Annotated in this window: 20 protein-coding genes; 12 read left to right on the top strand and 8 right to left on the bottom strand. The window is 71.5% G+C overall.

Going from position 1 to position 20,440, the window contains the following annotated elements; translation table 11 throughout:
- Nucleotides 1–37: 37 nt before the first annotated feature.
- Complete coding sequence (locus tag Actkin_RS21445; RefSeq protein ID WP_258903994.1) at nucleotides 38–1,573, bottom strand: ABC transporter substrate-binding protein; 1,536 nt, start codon at nucleotides 1,571–1,573, stop codon at nucleotides 38–40.
- A 174-nt stretch (nucleotides 1,574–1,747) separates the two neighbouring features.
- Here Actkin_RS21445 and Actkin_RS21440 point away from each other — a divergent pair, with 174 nt between their 5' ends.
- The 6 genes from Actkin_RS21440 (at nucleotide 1,748) to Actkin_RS21415 (ending at nucleotide 9,662) form a co-directional block, all read left to right on the top strand.
- Entirely contained in the window at nucleotides 1,748–2,392 is a 645-nt protein-coding gene (locus Actkin_RS21440; RefSeq protein ID WP_189213709.1) for a TetR/AcrR family transcriptional regulator, read from the top strand.
- Nucleotides 2,393–2,452: 60 nt separating this feature from the next.
- Nucleotides 2,453–4,762, top strand: a complete 2,310-nt coding sequence (locus Actkin_RS21435; protein WP_258903992.1) for a glycoside hydrolase family 3 C-terminal domain-containing protein — start codon at nucleotides 2,453–2,455, stop codon at nucleotides 4,760–4,762.
- Nucleotides 4,759–5,931, top strand: a complete 1,173-nt coding sequence (locus tag Actkin_RS21430) for a glycoside hydrolase family 1 protein (protein ID WP_189213711.1) — start codon at nucleotides 4,759–4,761, stop codon at nucleotides 5,929–5,931. The genes Actkin_RS21435 and Actkin_RS21430 overlap by 4 nt, the downstream gene beginning before the upstream one ends.
- A gap of 106 nt (nucleotides 5,932–6,037) precedes the next feature.
- Nucleotides 6,038–7,543 (top strand): alpha/beta hydrolase, encoded by a 1,506-nt coding sequence (locus tag Actkin_RS21425; RefSeq protein WP_258903991.1) that lies wholly within the window; start codon nucleotides 6,038–6,040, stop codon nucleotides 7,541–7,543.
- Nucleotides 7,544–8,651: 1,108 nt separating this feature from the next.
- The gene (locus tag Actkin_RS21420; RefSeq protein WP_258903990.1) at nucleotides 8,652–8,804 is read left to right on the top strand and encodes a hypothetical protein; all 153 of its coding nucleotides are present in this window, start codon (nucleotides 8,652–8,654) and stop codon (nucleotides 8,802–8,804) included.
- Between the two features lie 165 nt (nucleotides 8,805–8,969).
- Nucleotides 8,970–9,662, top strand: a complete 693-nt coding sequence (locus Actkin_RS21415) for a class I SAM-dependent methyltransferase (protein WP_258903989.1) — start codon at nucleotides 8,970–8,972, stop codon at nucleotides 9,660–9,662.
- Nucleotides 9,663–9,735: 73 nt separating this feature from the next.
- Here the strand turns inward: Actkin_RS21415 and Actkin_RS21410 are convergent, their stop codons facing one another.
- A complete protein-coding gene (locus tag Actkin_RS21410) occupies nucleotides 9,736–9,870 on the bottom strand; it encodes a hypothetical protein (RefSeq protein WP_258903988.1) in 135 nt (44 codons plus the stop codon).
- Nucleotides 9,871–10,171: 301 nt separating this feature from the next.
- On the opposite strand from Actkin_RS21410, the gene Actkin_RS21405 reads away from it, so the two are divergent.
- Together Actkin_RS21405 and Actkin_RS21400 are read left to right on the top strand one after the other, a co-directional pair.
- Nucleotides 10,172–10,546, top strand: a complete 375-nt coding sequence (locus tag Actkin_RS21405) for a DUF1622 domain-containing protein (RefSeq protein ID WP_258903987.1) — start codon at nucleotides 10,172–10,174, stop codon at nucleotides 10,544–10,546.
- Nucleotides 10,547–10,581: 35 nt separating this feature from the next.
- Nucleotides 10,582–10,797: a hypothetical protein gene (locus tag Actkin_RS21400; protein WP_258903986.1), complete on the top strand. Its 216-nt coding sequence runs from the start codon at nucleotides 10,582–10,584 to the stop codon at nucleotides 10,795–10,797.
- 68 nt (nucleotides 10,798–10,865) lie between these two features.
- Here the strand turns inward: Actkin_RS21400 and Actkin_RS21395 are convergent, their stop codons facing one another.
- Together Actkin_RS21395 and Actkin_RS21390 are read right to left on the bottom strand one after the other, a co-directional pair.
- Entirely contained in the window at nucleotides 10,866–11,465 is a 600-nt protein-coding gene (locus Actkin_RS21395; protein WP_258903985.1) for a hypothetical protein, read from the bottom strand.
- Nucleotides 11,466–11,671: 206 nt separating this feature from the next.
- On the bottom strand, nucleotides 11,672–12,535 hold the full coding sequence (locus tag Actkin_RS21390) for an alpha/beta hydrolase family protein (protein ID WP_258903984.1): 864 nt from the start codon (nucleotides 12,533–12,535) through the stop codon (nucleotides 11,672–11,674).
- A gap of 186 nt (nucleotides 12,536–12,721) precedes the next feature.
- On the opposite strand from Actkin_RS21390, the gene Actkin_RS21385 reads away from it, so the two are divergent.
- Nucleotides 12,722–13,477, top strand: coding sequence for a MerR family transcriptional regulator (locus tag Actkin_RS21385; protein WP_258903983.1), 756 nt, complete (start codon nucleotides 12,722–12,724; stop codon nucleotides 13,475–13,477).
- A gap of 120 nt (nucleotides 13,478–13,597) precedes the next feature.
- Complete coding sequence (locus Actkin_RS21380; RefSeq protein ID WP_258907966.1) at nucleotides 13,598–14,554, top strand: arsenic resistance protein; 957 nt, start codon at nucleotides 13,598–13,600, stop codon at nucleotides 14,552–14,554.
- Nucleotides 14,555–14,583: 29 nt separating this feature from the next.
- Here the strand turns inward: Actkin_RS21380 and Actkin_RS21375 are convergent, their stop codons facing one another.
- From Actkin_RS21375 to Actkin_RS21360, 4 genes are all read right to left on the bottom strand, one after another.
- Nucleotides 14,584–15,420 (bottom strand): ABC transporter ATP-binding protein, encoded by an 837-nt coding sequence (locus tag Actkin_RS21375; RefSeq protein WP_258903982.1) that lies wholly within the window; start codon nucleotides 15,418–15,420, stop codon nucleotides 14,584–14,586.
- Between the two features lie 17 nt (nucleotides 15,421–15,437).
- Nucleotides 15,438–16,535: a FecCD family ABC transporter permease gene (locus tag Actkin_RS21370; protein ID WP_258903981.1), complete on the bottom strand. Its 1,098-nt coding sequence runs from the start codon at nucleotides 16,533–16,535 to the stop codon at nucleotides 15,438–15,440.
- 17 nt (nucleotides 16,536–16,552) lie between these two features.
- On the bottom strand, nucleotides 16,553–17,431 hold the full coding sequence (locus tag Actkin_RS21365) for an ABC transporter substrate-binding protein (RefSeq protein ID WP_258903980.1): 879 nt from the start codon (nucleotides 17,429–17,431) through the stop codon (nucleotides 16,553–16,555).
- A gap of 107 nt (nucleotides 17,432–17,538) precedes the next feature.
- Entirely contained in the window at nucleotides 17,539–18,786 is a 1,248-nt protein-coding gene (locus Actkin_RS21360; RefSeq protein WP_258907965.1) for an MFS transporter, read from the bottom strand.
- Between the two features lie 129 nt (nucleotides 18,787–18,915).
- Between Actkin_RS21360 and Actkin_RS21355 the strand changes: the two genes are divergently transcribed.
- Nucleotides 18,916–19,632, top strand: a complete 717-nt coding sequence (locus tag Actkin_RS21355) for a class I SAM-dependent methyltransferase (protein WP_258903979.1) — start codon at nucleotides 18,916–18,918, stop codon at nucleotides 19,630–19,632.
- Nucleotides 19,629–20,429 (top strand): Rossmann-like domain-containing protein, encoded by an 801-nt coding sequence (locus Actkin_RS21350; RefSeq protein ID WP_258903978.1) that lies wholly within the window; start codon nucleotides 19,629–19,631, stop codon nucleotides 20,427–20,429. The genes Actkin_RS21355 and Actkin_RS21350 overlap by 4 nt, the downstream gene beginning before the upstream one ends.
- The last annotated feature ends 11 nt before the right edge of the window (nucleotides 20,430–20,440 follow it).

Below are 20,440 nucleotides of genomic sequence, written 5' to 3'. Positions count from 1 at the left end.
GGTGATCGGCCTCCTGCGGGATCCGGTCCCCGGGGACTCAGCCGGTGGGCTGGTAGTTGTAGAGGGACGGGACCGCCATGCCCGACTGGGGGAGGGCCGTGACGCCGCCGTCGGTCACCAGCGCGTAGGTCATCCGGTAGAACGGGACGAACCATGCGTCCTCCACGAGGTGCCTGTTGAGGGCCCGCAGCTCGTCGAGCGCGTCCTCGGCCTGCGCCGCCTGGATCTTCGGCACCAGCGACCGCACCGTCTCGTCGGTGTAGCCGAAGACGTTGAACGTGCCCGGCAGCACGAGGTCCTTGATCGCCAGCCAGTCGGTGGCGGGCTGCCCGTTGTTCATGACGAACCCGGAGAACTCGCGGTCCTGGAAGATCCGCCGCAGCGCGTCGCCCTGGTCGACGTCCACCCAGGTGAGGGTGATCCCGACGTCGGCGAGGTCGGACTGGAGCGAGGCGTCGATGGCGTCGGAGACGATGGAGGTCATGCGCGGCATCTTCAACTCGAAGCCGTCCGCGTGCCCGGCCTCCGCCAGCAGTCGCTTGGCCTTCTCCGGGTCGTGCGCGTAGTACGAGTCGAGGCTTTCGTCGTAGGCGACGGTGTCGGCGCCGAAGACCTGGCTGGTGACGGCGCCCTTGCCCCGGCGGATCTGCTCCAGCATCGTCTTGCGGTCGATGGCGTGGTTGAGCGCCTGCCGCACCCGGACGTCGGCGAGTTCGGGGGTCACCACCCCGGCGCGGTCGAACAGCAGGATGCCCTGGTAGTCGAAGTCGACCGGGGTCGTCGTCAGGGTGGTGGCGCCCTCCAGGCTCGCCTGCTGGTTGGCGTCCTGCACGACGGCCGTGTCGATCTGCCCGGTCTTGAGGCCGTTGACGATGGCCGTCTCGTTGTCGAACACCGTCATGGTGACGCCGTCGAACGGCAGGCGCTCGCCCCAGTAGTCGTCGGCGCGCCGGTAGACCCACTTCGTCCCGACGACGGTCTGGGCGGCGTCCAGTTCGTACGGTCCCGTGCCGTCGGGCGTGGTCTTCAACCTCTCGGCGTCGGCGAACGCCGCGGGGTTGGCCATGAGACCGGCGGCGTCCGACAGGTAGTAGAGGTAGGCGGGGTCCGGGGCGTCCAGGTGCAGCACGACACGGGTCGCGTCGACCACCTCCACCCGCTCCAGGCCGGAGAGCCACTTGGCGTTGGCCCCGCTGCTCGCCTTGAAGCGCTCCAGGTTCGCCTTGACCGCCGCGGCGTCGAACGGCGTCCCGTCGTCGAACCTGACGTCATCGCGCAGCGTCAGCGACAGCTTCGTGCGGTCGGTGTCCCAGGTCCACCCGGTGGCCAGCATCGGGCTGTAGGCGCCGTCGGGCTCGCGCTTGACCAGGGAGTCGTAGGCGGCCTGGAAGAAGGGCAGCGCGCCGCCGATCGCGGTCACCGGGTCGAGGCTCTGCGGGAACGTCATCGTGGCGATGTCGAGGGTCGGGTCGCTCTGCCCGGCAGCCCCGCCTGCTCCGGCGCATCCCGCCAGTACGAGGGCAGCTGCCACAACACCTGCCGAGCCCGCGGTCGGGAACCTGCGGATCCTCATAGGTCACTCCTGTCCTGAGCAGCCGGGTTTCGTCGCCCGCGCAACCGATCCGCAAAACTAACCATGTGGTAAGTTCTGTTGGCGACATGGTAGGCACACCACCACGCTCGATGTCCAGCACCGTTCGGTATCACCGGTGATGCCCGACCGGGCCCCGATCCACGAGGAGACACGATGACGAGTCCGGACCTCGGCCATGTCGCGACCGACGCGCGGGCTCGCGTCCGCAGGCACACCAAGGGCGACCGCACCAAGGAGCGGATCATCGACGCCGCCGCCGACCTGTTCGCCCAGTCCGGGTACCTCGCGGTGTCCCTCAGGGACATCGCCGCCCGGGCGAAGATCACCCACGCCGGTCTCCTGCACCACTTCCCCGGCGGCAAGGACGAACTGCTCATCCGGGTGCTCGAACAACGCGACGCGAACGACGCCGCCGTCCTGTTCGACGAGACCCTCAGCGCCTGGGAGCACCTCGACCAGACGGTCGGCATCGTCGAGCGGAACGCCAGGACACCCGGGCTCGTCGCGCTGTACGCCAAGCTCTCCAACGAGGCGAGCGACGCCGAGCACCCGGCGCACACCTACTTCCGCCGCCGTTACGAGATCCTGCGGGCCCACTTCGCCGCGGTCCTCGGCGAGCTGATGGACCAGCCCGGCCTCGCCCCGGACAGCGCGGCGCAACAGCTCATCGCGCTCCTCGACGGGCTCCAGACGCAGTGGCTGCTCGCTCCCGGGACGATCGACATGCGCGCCCGCCTGATCGACTTCCTCGCCCTGCTCGGCGTCGACACGACCGGCTGGAGCACGGATTCGGCCTGAGGTCCGCCATCCGCCGCGATCGGACGCGCCCACTCCACCCACCCACGAGGGAGACGCCCCATGCCTGACCAGAAGGACCGCTCCATCCCGATAGAGCTCAAGGCATCACTGACCTCGGGCAGCGGCACCTGGCACTCGACGGGCGCGCCGGGCCTCGTGCGCCCGTTCCTGCTCGCCGACGGGCCGCACGGGGTGCGCCGCCAGCGCACGGGCGGTGACGCGCTCGGCATCGGCGACAGCGTCCCGGCCACGTGCTTCCCGCCCGGAGTGGCCCTCGGCTCGACCTGGGACCCGGAGCTGGTGCGCCGCGTCGGGGCGGCCCTCGGCCAGGAGGCGGCCGCCCTGGAGGTGGACGTGCTCCTCGGCCCCGGCATGAACATCAAGCGCTCCCCGCTCGGCGGCCGCAACTTCGAGTACCTCTCCGAGGACCCGCACCTCACCGGCAGGCTCGCCGCCGCCTACGTCGAGGGCGTCCAGTCCAGCGGCGTCGGCGCGTGCGTGAAGCACTTCGCGGTGAACAACCAGGAGACGGACCGCATGCGGGTCTCCGCCGAGGTCGACCAGCGGGCCCTGCGCGAGATCTACCTCCGCGCGTTCGAGCACGTCGTCAAGGCCGCGCGCCCGGCGATGGTGATGAGTGCCTACAACCGGATCAACGGCGTCCCCGCGAGCGAGGACCACTGGCTGCTCACCCGGCTGCTGCGCGAGGAGTGGGGCTTCGACGGGGTCGTCGTGTCCGACTGGGGCGCCGTCGACGACCGGGTCGCCGCCCTCCGCGCCGGTCTCGACCTGGAGATGCCGCCGACCGGCACGGACGGCGAGGTCGTGGCCGCCGTCGACCGGGGGGAGCTGGACGAATCCGCTCTCGACGCCGTCGTCGACCGCCTGCGCCGCCTCGAAGCCAGGCTCGGCGGTGCCAAGGAGCCCGCCTCCGAACCGGAACTGGCCGCGATCCGCGACCGCAACGCCGACCTGGCCAGGGAAGCCGCCGCGCAGGCCGCGGTGCTGCTGACCAACGACGGGGTGCTCCCGCTCGACCGCTCGTCGCTCGATTCCGTCGCGGTCATCGGCGAGTTCGCCCGCACACCGCGCTTCCAGGGCGGTGGCTCCTCCCGCATCGTGCCGACGGGGGTGAGTTCGGCCCTGGACGCGCTCACCCGGCGGCTGGGAGCCGACGTCGTCCGGTTCGCACCGGGGTACAGCGTGGACGGCTCCGGTGACGACGCGCTGGCACTCGCCGCGGTCGAGGTCGCCCGCGCCGCCCACGTCGCCGTGGTCTTCCTGGGACTGCCCGAGCACGCCGAGTCCGAGGGCTTCGACCGCACGACGCTCGATCTGCCCGCCGACCAGGTGAGCCTGCTGGAGCGGGTCGCCGCCGTCGCGCCGCGCGTGGTCGTCGTGCTGTCGAACGGCGGCGTCGTGTCGGTGGCCGAGTGGCGGCACCACGCCAACGCGATCCTGGAGGGTTGGCTGCTCGGCCAGGCGGGCGGGGAGGCGACCGCGGACCTCCTCCTCGGTGACCGCGCCCCCTCGGGCAGGCTCGCCGAGACCATCCCCCTGCGGCTCGCGGACCACCCCAGCTACCCGACCTTCCCCGGCGCCGACGGGATCTCGGTGTACGGGGAGAGCGTCCACGTGGGGTACCGGTACTTCGACACGGTGGACCGGCCGGTCGCCTTCCCGTTCGGGCACGGCCTGACCTACACCCGCTTCGAGTACTCGGACCTCCGGGTGGTCGCCCCGGCCGAGAACAGCTGGGAGGTGACGTTCTCGGTGACGAACACGGGCGATCGGGACGGCCGGGAGGTCGCCCAGCTCTACGTCGGCCCGGCCGAGGACCAGCCGACCCGCCCGCGCGCAGAGCTGCGCGGCTTCGTCGCACTCGACCTGCGGCCCGGCGAGACGACCACCGTCACGCTCCCCCTGACGGCCACCGACCTGCAGACGTGGGACGCACGCGGGCAGCGCTGGACCGTGCGCCCGGGCGACTACGCCGTTCACGTGGGAGCGTCATCGCGGGACGTGCGGCTGCGGACCACAGTGCACAGTGACGGCGACCGCGTCCTGGCGCCGCTCACCGCACAGTCCACCATCGCCGAATGGCGGGCCGACCCCGCGGGACGGCAGGTGCTCGCCACGCTCCTCGACCGGGTCTCTCGGTCCGGCCTGGCGTCGTCGGTCGCCCCCGAGCTGGTGCGGATGTTCCTGTCCATCCCGCTCGACAAGCTGCGCTCCTTCGGTCTCGGGGTCACCTCGGCGACCGTGGCGGAGCTGGTGCGGGAAGCCGACGCCCGCCAGGCGGAACTCCTCGCCGCGGGCGCGTACCGCCGCCCGGGAGCGGCCCGGACTCACAGCCAGGAGACACCATGACGAGCACCTTCCCCGGCGGTTTCCTGTGGGGAGCCGCGACCGCCGCGCACCAGGTCGAGGGCAACAACACCACGAGCGACCTGTGGGCCGTCGAGAACGCGCCGGAGTCGATCATGCCCGAGCGCAGCGGCGACGCCTGCGACAGCTACCACCGGTGGCCGGAAGACCTCGACATCGTGCGGGACATCGGCCTCAACTGCTACCGGTTCGGCATCGAGTGGGCGCGCGTCGAGCCCGCGCCCGGCCACACCTCGCGGGCGCAGCTCGCGCACTACCGACGGATGGTCGAGGGGTGCTTCGAGCGCGGCCTGACGCCCGTGGTGACGCTGCACCACTTCACCACCCCGGCGTGGTTCCGCGCGGCGGGCGGGTGGACCACGGGCGAGGGCGTCTCCCGCTTCCGCGACTACGTCCGCTCGGTGCTGCCGATCCTCGACGGCGTCGAGTGGGTGTGCACCATCAACGAGCCGAACATGCTCGCGATGATGAGCGCGATGCTCAAGCGCGGTGAGCGCCACGAGAACGTGGCAGGCGCGATGCCCCCACCGGACCAGGACGTCGCCGACGCGTTGATCGCAGCGCACCGCGCCGCCCGCGAGGAACTCGCCACCCTGCCGCGGGTGCGCTCCGGCTGGACCGTGGCGAACCAGAACTTCCAGGCCGCGGCAGGCGCGGAAGACCTGACCGCGGAGTGGTCCCGTTCCCGTGAGGACCAGTTCCTCGACGTCGCCAAGGACGACGACTTCATCGGCGTGCAGGCCTACACCCGGGTCGTCATCGGCCCGGACGGCCCGCGCGACCCCGGCGGTGCGCGCAGGACGCTCACCGGCTGGGAGTTCTACCCCGAGGCGCTGGAGGGCGCCGTCCGCCACACCGCCCGGCGGGTTGGGCCCACTGTGCCGATCCTGGTCACGGAGAACGGGATCGCGACAGCCGACGACGCGGAGCGGGTCGACTACACCCGCCGTGCTCTGACCGGGCTGGCCCGCGCCATCGACGACGGTGTCGACGTACGCGGCTACCTCCACTGGTCGCTGCTCGACAACTACGAGTGGGGATCGTGGACACCGACCTTCGGCCTGGTGTCCGTCGACCGCGAGACCTTCACCCGCACGATAAAGCCCAGCGCGCGCTGGTACGGCGGAGTCGCCCGCGCCGGGAGTCTCTGACGCCCGCTCCGGTGCGGGCCGTCCACCATGGACCTCCACCGCACCGGCGTCGACCGCGCGTCGCTGATCGCTCGTTCACCGCCGACCGACCACGATGGAGGACCCGATGCGCCTGGTGGCCGTACTCACCGCGGTGGCAACCACCGCCGCACTGGCCGTTGCCGCTTCCCCGGCGGCGGTCGCGGACTCGCCCGCGCCGCGCCACGTCTGCGTCGCCGGGGTGCCGGAGACCGACCCGCTGGCACCGGGACCGGTGGACATCTGCCTCACCGTCTTCAGGCCTGCCGCGGCCGCGCACGGGCGGGTGCCGGTGCTGCTGCACAGCCACGGCTGGGGCGGCTCCCGCGAAACCGCTCCGGAGTCGGTCCAGCGTTACCTCGATGCCGGTTTCGGCGTGGTCAGCTTCGACCAGCGCGGCTTCGGCGAGAGCGGCGGGAAGGCGCACGTGGGCGACCCGGCGTTCGAGGGCGAGGACGTCATCCGGGTGATCGACTATGTCGCGTCGCTGGACTGGGTGCGCAAGACCGGCCCGAGCGATCCGGTGCTGGGCGCCGTCGGCGGTTCCTACGGCGGCGGCTACCAGTTCGCGGGCGCCTTCGCCGAAATCGCCAAGACCGGCCGGACGCGGTTCGACGCGCTCGCCCCGCAGATCACGTGGTCGTCCCTGAACGAGAGCCTCGCCCCCCGCGAGGTCGTGCGCACGACGTGGGTGACCGCCCTCTACGCCGTCGCCCCCGGCGCGCACACCTCGACGCTCCACGCCGGCTACGCCGAAGGGCTGCTCACCGGCCGCTGGCCTGCCACGATGGACGAGTTCTTCCACGACAACGGCCCCGCCCACCACGCCGCCGCTGGCAGGCGGCTGGACATCCCGGTGCTGCTGCACCAGGGGATCAACGACAACCTGTTCCCGCTGGACCAGGCGATCGACAACTTCGACATGGCGCTCACCGACCGCGCCCGCGCCCGGAGCATGCTCGTCGGCTACAACGGCGGCCACGTGCTCCCCTCCGCCCTCCCCGCGGGCTACGCCGTCCCGGGCGACACGTGCTCCGCCCGACTCGGCGGTTCCGGCTACGACGAACTCGAACTGCGCTTCCTGGCCGAAAACCTCCAGGGCGCGCCCCGCACGCTGACCGGGTACGGCCGCTACCACCTCATGACCGCCGAGGGCGGGTGCGTCAGCGTGGACTCCGTCAAACCGACCACCACGGCCGAACTGCCCGACATCCTCACCACCGCGGCCGTGGGCCTGCCGCAGGCGATCAAGATCGCGGACGGCCCGCTCACCCTCGCCGGTTCGCCGTCGCTGGACGCCCTGGTCACGACGCTGGGCCTGGACAGCCGCGCGTTCTTCGCGCTCAGCGTCGGCACCTCGCCCCTGGACGCCAGGGTGATCCAGAACAACGTGCTCCCGCACCGCGAGGAGAGCCTGAACCTGGGCGCCCGCCGCACGATCGAGCTGCCCTCGGTCGCCGCGGCGGTCCCGGCGGGCAGTTCCCTGTTCCTCACCGTCACCCCGATCTCGGACATGTTCGTCCTCCACGGCAGCCGCACACCCAGCGCGATGGTGCTACGAGACGTCACCGTGCGACTGCCTGTCGTGGGGTGAGGTCGGGTGGCTGGGCAGGTGATCCCGGCAAGCCTGCGGCGAACCACCGGCCCTGCGGTCCAGGACGACGCGCGTTCCCCGCAGGAGTTCCGCTGTGGTTGGCGTTACTGCGAGAGTGAGGGTCAGCTGGTGATGTCGTCGGAATGATCGCCGTGGTCTTACTGGTGGGTGAGGTCGCGGACGCCGCGCAGCGGGGAGAAGATCAGCCAGAGGGGGCCAGCAGTCCGCCGAGTGCGGCGATCCAGAGGGCTTCGGGGGTGCCGGTGGCGAGGGCGCCGCCGCGGAAGCTGGCGGATGGGATGAGGCTCAGAGGAGGAAGCGCATGGTGGCGTTCATCCGGCCGAGGAGGTGGTCGACTAAGTGTTGACCTCAGCGTAAGAAGACTGGCTCACCCTGTACCGGGCAGTCATACCACCCACTGCTTCCCCGGAGCGCACCGCGCCCACCGTCGCGGCCAGCTCGCTGGCGGTGAGTCGGGATGTAAGTGCACGCAGGTAGGACGTCCGCGCCTTGTATTGCCTGGCCACCGACCGAGCCGACCGCGCAGCACGCACCGCCTCCACCATGGGTTTGTGCGTGGTCGGGGTTCGTCGAGGGTTGGTGCTGCGTGGGCGGTGGGGGCGATGAAAGCCCACGGACCCCGGGTAGCGACAGGCTTCGGTGCGTCGGTGACGCTGGGCCGGTCACGGACGGGCTCGGTGTCGGACTGATCGGCAGGGGCCAAGCTGAGGAGTGGACCGGCCGGGACCTGACTCCCGTGGATGGCGAAGTGGTGTCAGTGGACCCGCGTGGTGGAGGACTGGCACGCTGGCGCACCACTCGTCGGGGTGTTAGCTAGTCCGAGGACTCGTGGTCGTTTGCGGCCCGCGCTTGTCGGGCACTTCCGCGCGCTGATGTAGTGGTTTGCCGGGCGGGGGATTCTTAGTTCCCCTACGCGATTCCGACGCTACGAGGGTCGCCGGGGGCAGTCAGGCGAGGGGCTCTTGGCGTGCCACGTACTGATGAGACACACATTCAGGTGGTTTACTTCTCGCTTCCGGCTGTTGTTGGTCGGGAGTGCGAGGATGACAGGTGTGCAGGTTCTGTGAACAATGAAGGGAGTCAGATCATGACCGAAGTTACCACTGAACACGGTATGGAATTTCCGGAGGATCTCAAAAAGGGGCGCGATCGGGAACAGGCGGCTCTGGAATCCGATGAGGATCCCATTCCTCAGGATGAGGACGAGCAGGATGACGCCGAGCAGAAGGGTGAGCAGTAGCAGTAAGCCCAGGAAGGCTTGGGATTGCGCGTCGAAACGCGCCGCGAGCACCGCGTGATGACGGCGGCGTACGAACGTGGCGGGCCAGCGTTCGAGAGTCAGATTCTTCGGGCTGGCGGCGGTCGATGCCCGTGAGCAGTCCCGGCTAGGCTCTACGCTGGGGGCGTGGCCGAATCCTGGATGTTTCGTGAGTTCTGCCCTGTGGGGGTGGATCTGGGCAGTGCGGAAGCGGTTGAGGGCTACGACCTGAACCAGGGCACCGATCAGGCTCGTGACCGTGCGTTGCTGCAGCGGTTGGGGGTCGGGCCCGGGGTTCGCCTGATCGACCTGGCATGCGGTACCGGGTCCTTTGTCGTCGAGGCGGCGTTGGCCGGTGCCGAAGCGCATGGTGTGGACGTGTCCGAGCAGATGTTGCGGTACACGCTGCGTCGCGCCGACGCCGCGGGTGTGACGGTGGCGCTGCACCACGCTGGGTTTCTCGGCTACCGGCATGCGGGACCGTCCGCCGACGTGGTCACCACCAAATCCGCGTTGCATCAATTGCCGGATTTCTGGAAGCAGACCGCGCTGCTCAACATCGCTGGCTATCTCAAGCCGGGTGGACTGCTCTACATCTGGGACGTCATCTTCACGTTCCCGCCCGCCGAGTACGAGCGGCACCTGCGGCATTTCGTCGACGCGTTCGGCCGCGCCGACGGCTTCACCCGGGAGGACTTCGAGACACACATCCGCGAGGAGTTCTCCACCTACGCCTGGATCCTCGAAGGCATGCTCGACCGCGCCGGATTCGACATCATCGGCAGCGACTTCCCTCGCCCCACTCACGGCGAATTGCTCTGTCGACGACGCCACGAGTGACCGGGTCAGCCTGCCACGGGCAGGAGCTGCCACCGGTCAACCGCCGAGAATGTCTACAATGGAGGTGCGCCGCTCAGCCCTCGGTGTTCAGGCCGCACTGAAGAACCTTCAGGCAGTCGTCGGCCGTCGCCCGCGCTGGGGCGGCGGCCAGTGCGGACAGGCTGGCGGCGGCGAAGGCGGCTGCGGCCAGGGCGGCGGTGCGGAACATCCTCTGCGCTCCTCCCGATGGCGCGCCCCGGCGCGATGGGCACCGTTCTGAGGCGACAACAGCGCAGAACTACCCGGTGCCGGGGGCGGGAACCGTCGCGTCCGCCGTTCGAGTGACTCAGGGGTCAGCCCCGAGCCAGCGTCCGGATAGTCGAGTTCGGCGATCGCGGTCAAGTGTCGTGCTGCTCGGGTTCGTCATCTGCCAGGGTCACGATTGGTGGGCTAGCGGCGGCGGGTCGGGGTTTGGGTGGTGGACGCCTGGGTAGTCGGCCGGGACGTGGAGCCGATCACGGGGTCAGGGTATGGGTGAGGAAGAGCTGCGGGCGGTGATCGACTGGCTGGTGCGCCTGGTGGAGATGGCGGGGGCCGCGGTCATCGTGACGGGTGCTGCCTGGGCGATGATCCGGTTCGTGGTCAGCGGTATCCGGTATCGCGACGCGGCGGTGTTCACGCCGGTGCGGTTGACGTTGGGGCGGTTTCTTGCGTTGGGGTTGGAGTTCCAGCTGGCGGGGGACATTCTGCGGACGGCGATCGCGCCGACGTTCACTCAGATCGGGCAGCTGGCGGCGATCGCGGCGATCCGGACGGCGTTGAACTACTTCCTTGGTCGGGAGATCGCCGAGGAGCAACGTCTGGTCCGTGAGCGCGGTCCTCGGGATGAGCGAACGTCGTCGTGACGGGGTTGGTTCCGCTCTTTGCGGGGTGTGCGCTGGTGGTGGCCGTTGTGGTGCTGGTGACCGGGCGGTCGGTCACTGCTGCGGTGCGGGTGTTGGTGGAGTTGTTGATGGCGGCGGGTCTGCTGGGGTTGTCCTTCGGGATGAGTTGGGCGCAGATCGCCACGGCTGCGGTGGTGGTGGCGGTGCGCAAGCTCGTGGTGAGCGCGATCGGCGCCGCGGAAACCGCCCGAACGGGCCACAGTGGTTCCTGATCGCGGGGGCTCGCTAGCTGCCCGAGCGGTGACCGTCCCGTGAAATCGCAAAGAGAAACGGGATAGCACTACTCGGTGGCCTTCTCGATCTCGCCACTCGGGCCGTCCGGTCGGAGGAAATAGGCCCCGAGGCTTGCGGCTAGGGCGGCGAAGACTGCCACCGAATAGCACGCGAGCACGACTTCCAGAAAACGCGCGAATCCCCCGCCCTGGGTCATCGGCTCCCCGGTGATCGTGGCCAGCGCGACGTCGTGCAGCGCGAGGTGGTAGGACTGGTAATCACCCGTCAGCATGAGCAACTGGCTGCACGCGAGGACCAAGACCCCGGTCACCGCCATGAGCCAACCCAGCCTGCCGGACAGCAACCGCCCGGCGGAACGGCTGCCCCTGACGGCCGAGGACAGCACTCCACCCGCCCTCGCGATCCGCAGGACCCGGACCACGCGCAGGAACCGCAGGAACGGCACGACCAGGAACACCAGTTGCCACCAGTTCCGCCGCAGGAACAGCCCCCGCATCGGCGCGACGTACAGCCGCAACGCGAATTCCCCCACGAACACCAGCCACAACACCCAGCCGACGATCACCAGCACGGTGTTGAGCGCCGGTTCGATCGCCAGGGTCTGGCCCAAGACGACGAACAGGAACAACACGCCCAGCATGCTCATGGGCCGGTCCAATCTGCGAAGAAGCTCCTCGGCCCAGACCTGTCGCTCCTCCTCGTCCCCCTTGCGCGAGCCCGTCACCCCTACTGGGTACCCACCTTTGCCCAACTGCCAGCGCCCGGCCTGCGGTCATTCCTTCGGGGGACACAGGGGGGTGCTGCCGGAAAGCGGAACGGCCGCCCTCCGTGGGGGCGGCCGTTCGTGCCGGGTCAGCCGATCGCGGTGGCCTTCGCGTTGCGGTCTACTGAGGACCAGGCCGCGGTGTCCAGGTACAGCTCGGTCTGGTCTTCCGGGCCGAAGAAGACCGTCTTGGCCTTCGTGTCGTCCGCCAGCCAGTAGCGGAACCACGCCGTGAGCACGCCGATCAGGCGGGTGCGGGTCTCACCCGGGAAGAAGTGGTCGGAACCCCTCAGCTCGGCGAACACCGCGGGGACGTGCCCGGCCCGGGCGTAGCGGCCGCGGACGTAGAACGACGGCACGATGTAGTCCAGCTGGCCCGCGATGAACAGGGCAGGACCCTGCAGCGTCGGCACCGAGCCCTGCGGGCCCGGCTGCACCGGCGCGGTCACCGTGATGAGGGGGTCGGCGCCCGCGGCGATGGCGCCGCCGCCGCCCTGGGAGTGGCCTGCCGCGCCGACCTTCCCCGGGTTGATCTTGCCGTGGAAGACGCTGCCGGGGCGGCTGTTCTCGCTGATCAGGTAGTGCGCGCCCGCCAGCATCTCCTCGCCGGAGCCCGCACGCCCGGTGTTCGCCGCCGCGACGACGATGCCCCAGGAGGCGATGTGCCTGAGGAACTGGTCGTACTGGTCGACGGTGGCGTTGGTGCCGTTGCCCCACACCAGCACTGGGTGCGGAACGGTAGAGGACGCGATGTCGGCCGGGTAGTACAGGGTGTGGGCCGGTCCGCCCGGCGCCTTGGTCACCGCGTGCGGACCGGGCTGCTCGTAGTGCCGCTCGACGGCCGCCGCCGTCTCGGGGGAGGCCACGGCGGTGAAGCCGGGGGCTTGCGCGACCACGAGGGCGACGGCGATGGCCGACAGTCCGAACCCGCGGCGCAGGGAGCGCGATGTCATGTCGGATCTTCCTTCAGAGTGATCCTGGGGGACGATTGGATCGTCCCAGTCAAGCGGTACCGGCGCATTGGCCGCGATTCCGAATTTGTCCTGGGATCACTGTGATGAGTCACATCGAATATCAACCCCACGGGCCCGGACGTGGGGCTTGACCTTCGAGTCGGGTCGAAGGTTTACCGTCGGGTGGTGACCAGTCTGCGGATTTCCCAGCTCGCGGCTCAGACCGGTGTCCCGGCGACGACGCTGCGCTACTACGAGACGGCCGGCCTCTTGCCCGCCGACCGGACCGCGACCGGCTACCGGGTCTACGGGCCCGACGCGGTGGAGCGGTTGGCGTTCATCTCCTCGGCGAAGACGCTCGGCCTGCCGTTGGAGGAGATCCGCGACCTGCTCGGCGTGTGGGAGCAGGGGGTGTGCGCGGCGGTGCGGGAGCGGATGGTGCCGCTGGTCGCCGAGCGCATCGCCGACGCCGATCGCCGCCAGGCCGAGCTCGCGGGGTTCTCCGCCCGGCTGGTCGGGGTGCACGAGCAGTTGTCGACGCCCGCGCCTGCGGGTGGGTGCGGACCGGACTGCGGCTGCATGGCCACCGTGCCGGGGGCGGTGCCGCCCACCCGCCCCGAGGAGACCGCGGGTGAGCCGTGGCGGGACGTGCCGGTGGCCTGCACTCTGGATGGTCCCGACCTCGGTGAGCGGACCGCGCAGTGGCAGCGGCTCACGGCCCGGGCCACCGACCGGCGCGCCGTCCCCGACGGGATGGTGCTGGTGTTCCCGGCCACGCCCGAGCTGGCCGCCGAGGTCGCCGCGCTGGCCGTGGCCGAGCAGGACTGTTGCGCGTTCTTCGACTTCACCCTGCACCTGACCCCCGCGGCTCTGGAGCTGACCGTGCGCGCTCCGGACACCGCGGCAGAACTGCTGGCCGACCTGTTCGGAGCCGACGCGTGAGCATCGCGAGATCCGGTTGGTGAGCGCACGGCGAAGACGGGTTCGGGCCTGTGAGGATGGACCGGCAGGTGGTGGCGAGGAGCGGGAGCGGACAGGGTGACGCGGGGTGTGGTCGAGCGGATGGAGCACCACCAGATCGCCATCTACCTCGCGGCGATGGCGGCCGGTGGCCTGCTCGGCTGGGCGCTGCCTGCCGCCGGGCCGGGTCTGGCGCACGCCATCAACCCGGTGCTGGGCGCCCTGCTCTACGTCACCTTCCTCCAGGTCCCCGCGGCTGAGCTGCTGCGGTCGCTGCGCGATGGGCGGTTCCTGTCCGCGACGCTGGCGGTGAACTTCCTGCTCGTCCCGGCCGTGGTCGCGGCGATGGTCGGGTTCCTGCCCGCCGACCAGGCCGTGCGCATCGGGGTCCTGCTGGTGCTGCTCACCCCGTGCGTGGACTACGTCATCGTCTTCTGCGGCCTCGCGGGCGGCAGTAGTCAGCGGCTGCTGGCCGCCACCCCGCTGCTGCTCATCGCCCAGATGCTGCTGCTGCCGGTGTTCCTCTACCTGTTCCTGGGCGCGGAGCTGGCCGACATCGTCGAGCCCGGGCCGTTCGTCGAGGCGTTCCTCGTGCTCATCGTGGGCCCGCTGGCGCTTGCCTGGGCCACCCAGGCATGGGCCGCCCGCGCACCCGCAGGCCGGGCTCTGGCCGGGGCGGCGGGCACAGCGATGGTGCCGCTGATGGCCGCCACCCTGCTCATCGTCGTCGCCTCCCAGGTCCCCAGGCTGGACGGCAATCTCGCCGACGTGGCCGCCGTCATCCCGTTCTACGCGGCGTTCCTGGTGATCATGGCCTTTGCCGGATGGGCGGTTGCCCGCGTGTTCCGCCTCGACGTCCCGGCCGCCCGGGCGGTGGTGTTCACCGGAGCGACCCGCAATTCCCTGGTCGTGCTCCCGCTGGCGCTCGCCCTGCCCGACCGGCTGGCGCTGGCGGCGGCCGTCGTCGTCACCCAGACCCTGGTCGAGGTGATCGGCATGCTCGCCTACGTCCGTGCCGTGCCGCGGCTGCTGCCGGACCGCACCGCCACCGCCTCCTGAGCGCGTCCGGCAGCTCTCGGCGGATCGAGTCAGCCTCGGTCAGGTTCGCTGACCGCGTCGTGTCCTGCCGGTACTCCGAGGGCGGGCAGGCCGGCTGGGGCTCTGGCGGCCTCGGTCGGGCGGAAGACGAGTTGGCGGCAGTCGCCGTCGTCGATGGTGCGGACGGTGACCCGGTAGACGGGTTCGAGCACCTCGGGGGTCAGCACCTCCTCGGTCGGGCCGGAGGCGGCGACCAGGCCGCTGTCGAGGAGGACGAGGTGGTCGCAGTAGCGGGCGGCCAGGTTCAGGTCGTGCAGGACGACCACGGTGGTGATGCCGAGGTCGCGGACCAGGTGCAGGATCTCGTGCTGGTAGTGGATGTCGAGGTGGTTGGTGGGCTCGTCGAGGAGCAGGTGGCCGGTCTGCTGGGTGAGGGCGCGGGCGATCAGGGTGCGTTGCTTCTCCCCGCCGGACAGGGTGGCGAAACCGCGGTCGGCGTGGTCGCGCATGCCGACCCGGTGCAACGCGGTCGCGGCGATGCGGTGGTCGTCCGCGGTGTAGGACCGCAGGGACGACCGGTGGGGCGAGCGTCCCAAGAGGACCATCTCGGCCACCGTGACCGGGAGTTCGGGCGGGGCCTCCTGGGCCACGACGGCGATCCGGCGGGGCAGTTCGCGGCCGCGGAGGTCGGACACGGGCGTCCCGTCGATCAGCACGACGCCCCCGAGGGGGCGCAGGGCCGAGTAGAGGACGCGCAGCAGCGTGGACTTCCCGCTGCCGTTGGGGCCGATGAGGCCGACGACGCCGCCGGAGCGGGCGGCGAGGCTGACCCCGGCCAGCACGGGTGTTCCGTCGTAGGCGAAGGACACGTCGGTGGCGCTGAGCACGCGGGCACCTCTCTCGGTCAGGCCGCCGACCGGACGCGGCGCACCAGGAACAGCAGGAACGGGGCGCCGAGGACGGCGGTGATGATGCCGAGGGGCAGCTCCCTCGGCACGAACGCCATGCGGGCCACCACGTCCGCCCAGATCAGGAACGACGCGCCGATCAGCGCGGAGACGGGCAGCAGCCTGCGGTGGACGCCGCCGACGCACAGCCGGGCCACGTGCGGCACGACCAGGCCGACGAACCCGATCCCGCCGGACACCGCGACCGCGGCGCCGACGCACAGCGCGACCACCACGAGCGCCTGCGCGCGCAGCCGCGCGGGCGGGCTGCCCAGGGCGTGGGCGGTGTCGTCGCCGAGGGTGAGCGCGTCCAGCCTGCGCGACCACAGCAGCAGGACCGCGAAGGAGACCACGAGCAGGCTGCCCGCGACGAGCACGGCGGGCCAGTCGGCCCTGGCGAGCGAGCCCAGCAGCCAGAACAGCACCGCACGCGCGCCCTCCGGGGTGTCGGATGCGAAGATGAGGAAGCTGGTGACGGCGTTGAGCACGTACCCGACGGCCACCCCGGCCAGCAGCAGCCGCACCGAGGTGATCCGCCCGCCGAGGGCCGCGACGGCGAACACGATCCCCGTCGCGGCGAGCGCGCCGAGGAACGCGCTGCCGGTGAGCGAGCTCGCGCCGACCGAGGCGCCCACCCCGAAGAGGATGGTCAGGGCCGCGCCGGTGGACGCCCCGGCGCTCACGCCCAGCAGGTAGGGCTCGGCCAGCACGTTGCGCACCAGTGCCTGCAGCGCGACGCCGGAGACGGCCAGCGCCGCGCCGACCACGGCCGCCAGCAGCACCCTGGGCGCGCGCACCAGCCACACGATGCTGTCCTCGGAGGGCGTCCAGGTGATGTCCAGACCGCCCACCAGGTGCGCGGCGACGATCCGCGCGACCGTCCCGGGTTCCACCGGCACCGGCCCCAACCCGATGGCCACGGGTATGCCCGCCAGCAACAGCGCCGTGAGCCCGCATACCCACAGCGTCGCGTGCAGCGTCCTGCGCCTGCGATCGAGGTCGTCCGGGGCCGGATCTGCCGGATTCGCGGTCGCCCGGTGGGCGGTCTGGGTCATCGTTCGGCTCCGGGCGCTCAGGCGGCGAGTTGGGCGGCCAGCTGTTCCAGGCCGTCGACGGCGAGGGTCCCGTGCCCGGAGTAGAAGAAGTCGAGGACCAGGATGTCGTCGGAGGCGACAGCGGGGATGGCGGCGAGATCGGCGCGGCCGGTCACCGCGCGGCGCACGGCGTCCTCGGTCGTGTCGGCCGCCTCGTAGAGCGCGACGATCCGCTGGGGCGCGGCCTTGATCAGGGCCTCGGTGTTGGGCTCGAAGTAGCGCTCGTCGGTGCCCGCGAAGACGTTCACCAGGCCGACGCTCTCCATCTGCTGGTGGATCATGCTGCGCTTGCCGTACGCGCCGGGCTGGGCGTCGGGTCCCGCGATGAACAGGGCCGCGGTCGCGGTGTCGGCGGGCGGGGACTGGCGCGCCTTCTCCCGCACCGCGTCGACCCGGCCGCGCAGGCCGGTCACCGCGTCCTTGGCCTGCTGCTCGGTGCCCAGCACGCGCCCGAGCGTCTCGACGTCGCGGTAGAGCTCCTCCAGCGGGTCGTGCACGTCGGACTGGCCCGCGCCGAACCCGCCGCAGTACCCGCTGACGATCAGCGTGGGGATGCCCGCTGCGGCCAGCTCGTCGGGGCCGAAGTCGTTGAGGCCGAACGTCACCACCATGTCGGGCGCCGCGCCGATGATGACCTCGCGGGAGATGTCCTTGGAGTTCTTGATCGGCTGCTGCTCGGCCCGGCCGAGCGGTTCGGCCGCGGCGCCGAGCGGCTCGTCCTTCAGCGGGGCGAACACGGCGACCCGGTCGGCGCCGCCCGCGGCGTGCACCAGCGTGCCCGCCTCGCCGCCGATCACATAGAGCCGCTGAGGCGCGCGCTCGATGGTCACCTGGCGGCCGCAGTTCTCCACCGTCATCGGGTAACCCGGGGTGGCAGCGGCTCCTGGGGACTCGGTCCCGCACGCCGTGCTCGCCAGCAGTGCGACGGCGGACGCGACTAGCGGCCAGGTTGTTCTCGGCATGGTCAGCTTGCCTTTCGGTGGGGATCGGGTTGACGCGCCTCGGCCCGGAAGCCGCGCGTCGAGGGGACCAGCGCCGCGGCGGCGGGCGCGAGGAAGCACACTCCGGTGCACACCAACAGCACCGGGGCGGCCCCGAACGCGCTGATCGCCGGGGCGATCAGCGCCAGGCCGACCGGAGCCAGCCCGTACGACAGCAGGAAGTCCAAAGAGGACACGCGGGCGAGCTTGTCCGGGGCGACCTCGCGTTGCGTCGCGGTGAACCAGGGCACGTTGAACAGTTCGATGCCCAGCCCGGCCACGGCGTACGCGGCGACGACGACGGCGGCGGGCACCGGCAGCAGCAGCGTCAGCGGGGCGAATCCGTAGCAGGCCAGGGCCGCCAGCGCCGCCCAGCCCTGGGCGCGCGGGCGCATGCGCGCGATCAGCACCGCTCCGGCGAGCGCGCCCAGGGTGTACGCGGTCATGGCCGCGGCGAGCACGGCCTCGGTGCCGTAGCGGTCGCGGCTGACCAGCGGCAGCACGACTCCGGTCGCGGAGTACCCGGTGGCGATCACCGCGGTCAGCGCGGCCAGCCCGGCCAGGAACCACGGGTGCCTGCGCGCCTCCCGCACCCCCTCGGCGAACTCCGCGGCGAAACCGGCCCGGACGCCCACGACGGCGGGTTTGTCCGCGCCCGGCGGCGGGACCAGCGCGGTGACCAGCCAGAGCACGCCCGTGCCCACCAGCAGCGCCGCGGTGTCGGCGACCACGGCCAGCAGCGCTGTCAGGCTCGGCGCGACCAGGGTCGTCACCCGCACCGCCAGGGTCATGGCTGCGTTGGCGGGCTGGCGCCGGTCCTCGTCGACGACCTCGGCGGTCAGCGCCTGGAAGGCCGGGCGGCACGCGCCCTGCCCCGCGCCGACCAGCGCGGCGGCCGCGGCCATCAGCCAGACCGACCGGCCGAGACCGAGCGCGATCAGCGGCGACCCGGCGGCGGCGACCAGCCCCGACCACAGCACCACCCCGCGGCGGGAGAAGCGGTCGGCGAGCACCCCGGCCACCGGCACGGCGGCGAGGAACCCGATGGTCCGGGTCGCCAGCACGACGCCGAGGTCGACCGCGCCGATCGACCGGTCGAGCACGGCCAGGCCGAGGATGAAGGGCAGCGCCCAGGTGGCCAGGCCCGACGCGGTGGTGCCCGCCCACAGCCGCAGGAACGCGGGATCGCGGGACAGGGACGGCGGCCGGACGGCGGTGCTGGGCACGGTGATCGAACTCCTCCGGCGGTGCGTCTTGAAATGAGAATCGTTGTCAGTAGAGTACAGAGCGGGCGCCTGCCTGACGAGACCGGCCCCGGCGCCGAGCGAGGAAAACGCCCACACCACTGGGGAAGGAACGAAGTGGACTCGGTTCTGACCGACCTGCCCGCACCGCTGCCCGCCGAGCACGTCATCGCCATCAACCAGCCCAAGGGGGATCTGCACACCCACCGCGACTACTCGTGGAACGGGATGGAGTTCGCCCTGCCGCCGGGCGTCTTCTTCCCCGGCGAGACGAGTCGGATGCTGCACCAGCGGATCCTCGACGGCGCGATCGAGACCCGCGGCCGGGTGTACGCCGCGATGGGCGTCGGCCTCGGTGTGGAGGCCGTCGCGGCGGGCCTGCGCGGCGCCCGCACGGTGTTCGCGCTCGACGTGCACCCGGCGAGCGTGGAGACCACGGCGCGGCACTACGCCCAGCACGTGGGTGACCGGCCGGGAACGGAGTTCGTGCCGCTGGTGTCCGACCTGTTCTCGGCCGTGCCCGCCGGGACGGCACTGGACGTGGTGACCTTCAACCCGCCTGCGGTCAGCCAAGTCGTCAGCGACGACCCCGAGGTCGTGCGCAACTCCTGCGTGGGGGCCGGAATCGTCACCCGCTTCTTCGACGAGCTGGCCGACTGCGGCCTGCTCGCGCCGGGCGGCGAGGTGTTCGTCATCGTGTCCAACACCGCCGACCTGCCCGCGATCGTCGGCCACGCCGCCGCCCGCGGGTTCGCCGCCGAGGTAGCCCTGCGGCACGACTGGCACGACGGCGTGATCACCTTCCTGTTCCGCTTCACCGAGGCGGCGGCGTGAACACCGTCGAGGACCTGGTCGCGGACGTCCTGGCGGGCGGGCACGGCCCCGACCCCCGGGAGGTGGTCGCCACCAGCGTGTTCTGGATCCACCACGGCACCCGGCTCGCGGGAGGCGGCACCACCTACCGCAACCAGTACGTCCTGGCGAGGGTGGGCACCGCGTTCGGCGCGTGCGCGTTCGCGGAGGGGGAGATCGACCCGGCGGTGTGCGCCGAGGCGTCCGGCGCCCCGGTCGCCGACCTGCTCGCCGACGCCCCCGCCGCGGTCCGGGTCGCCGCGCTCGACGCCTACCTGGGCCACGTGCGTCCACATCGGACACGCGGCGCCGAGCCCGTGGTCCTGCCCGCCGGGACCCCCGAGTCCCGCGCCCGCGCGCGCGACGCCGCGGTGGCCGGCCTGCTCGACCTGCCGCCCGGCGCCAAGGTCGCGCTGATCGGCGTGGTCAACCCGCTCGTCGCCGCCATCCGCGACCGAGGGGCCGAGTGCCTGCCCTGCGACCTCACGCTCCGCACCACCCAGTGGGGCGACCCGATCACCCCCGACATGGGCGAGGTGCTCGACGTCGCCGACGCCGTCGTCGCCACCGGCATGACCATCGGCAACGGCACCTTCGACGAGATCCTGCGCCGCTGCCGCGACCGCGCGGTCCCGCTGGTGGTCTACGCCCAGACCGGAAGCGCGGTCGCCCGCGCCTTCCTCGGCTCAGGCGTCACCGCGCTGTCCGCGGAGCCCTTCCCGTTCTCCCAGTTCAGCGCCGAGGAAACCGTTCTGTACCGCTACCGCGCCCACCCCTGACGACAGGAGAG

It is taken from the genome of Actinokineospora sp. UTMC 2448 (genome assembly GCF_024760565.1).
In the GTDB taxonomy this organism is placed as follows: domain Bacteria; phylum Actinomycetota; class Actinomycetes; order Mycobacteriales; family Pseudonocardiaceae; genus Actinokineospora; species Actinokineospora fastidiosa.
This window is presented reverse-complemented; position numbering and strand designations above follow the sequence as displayed.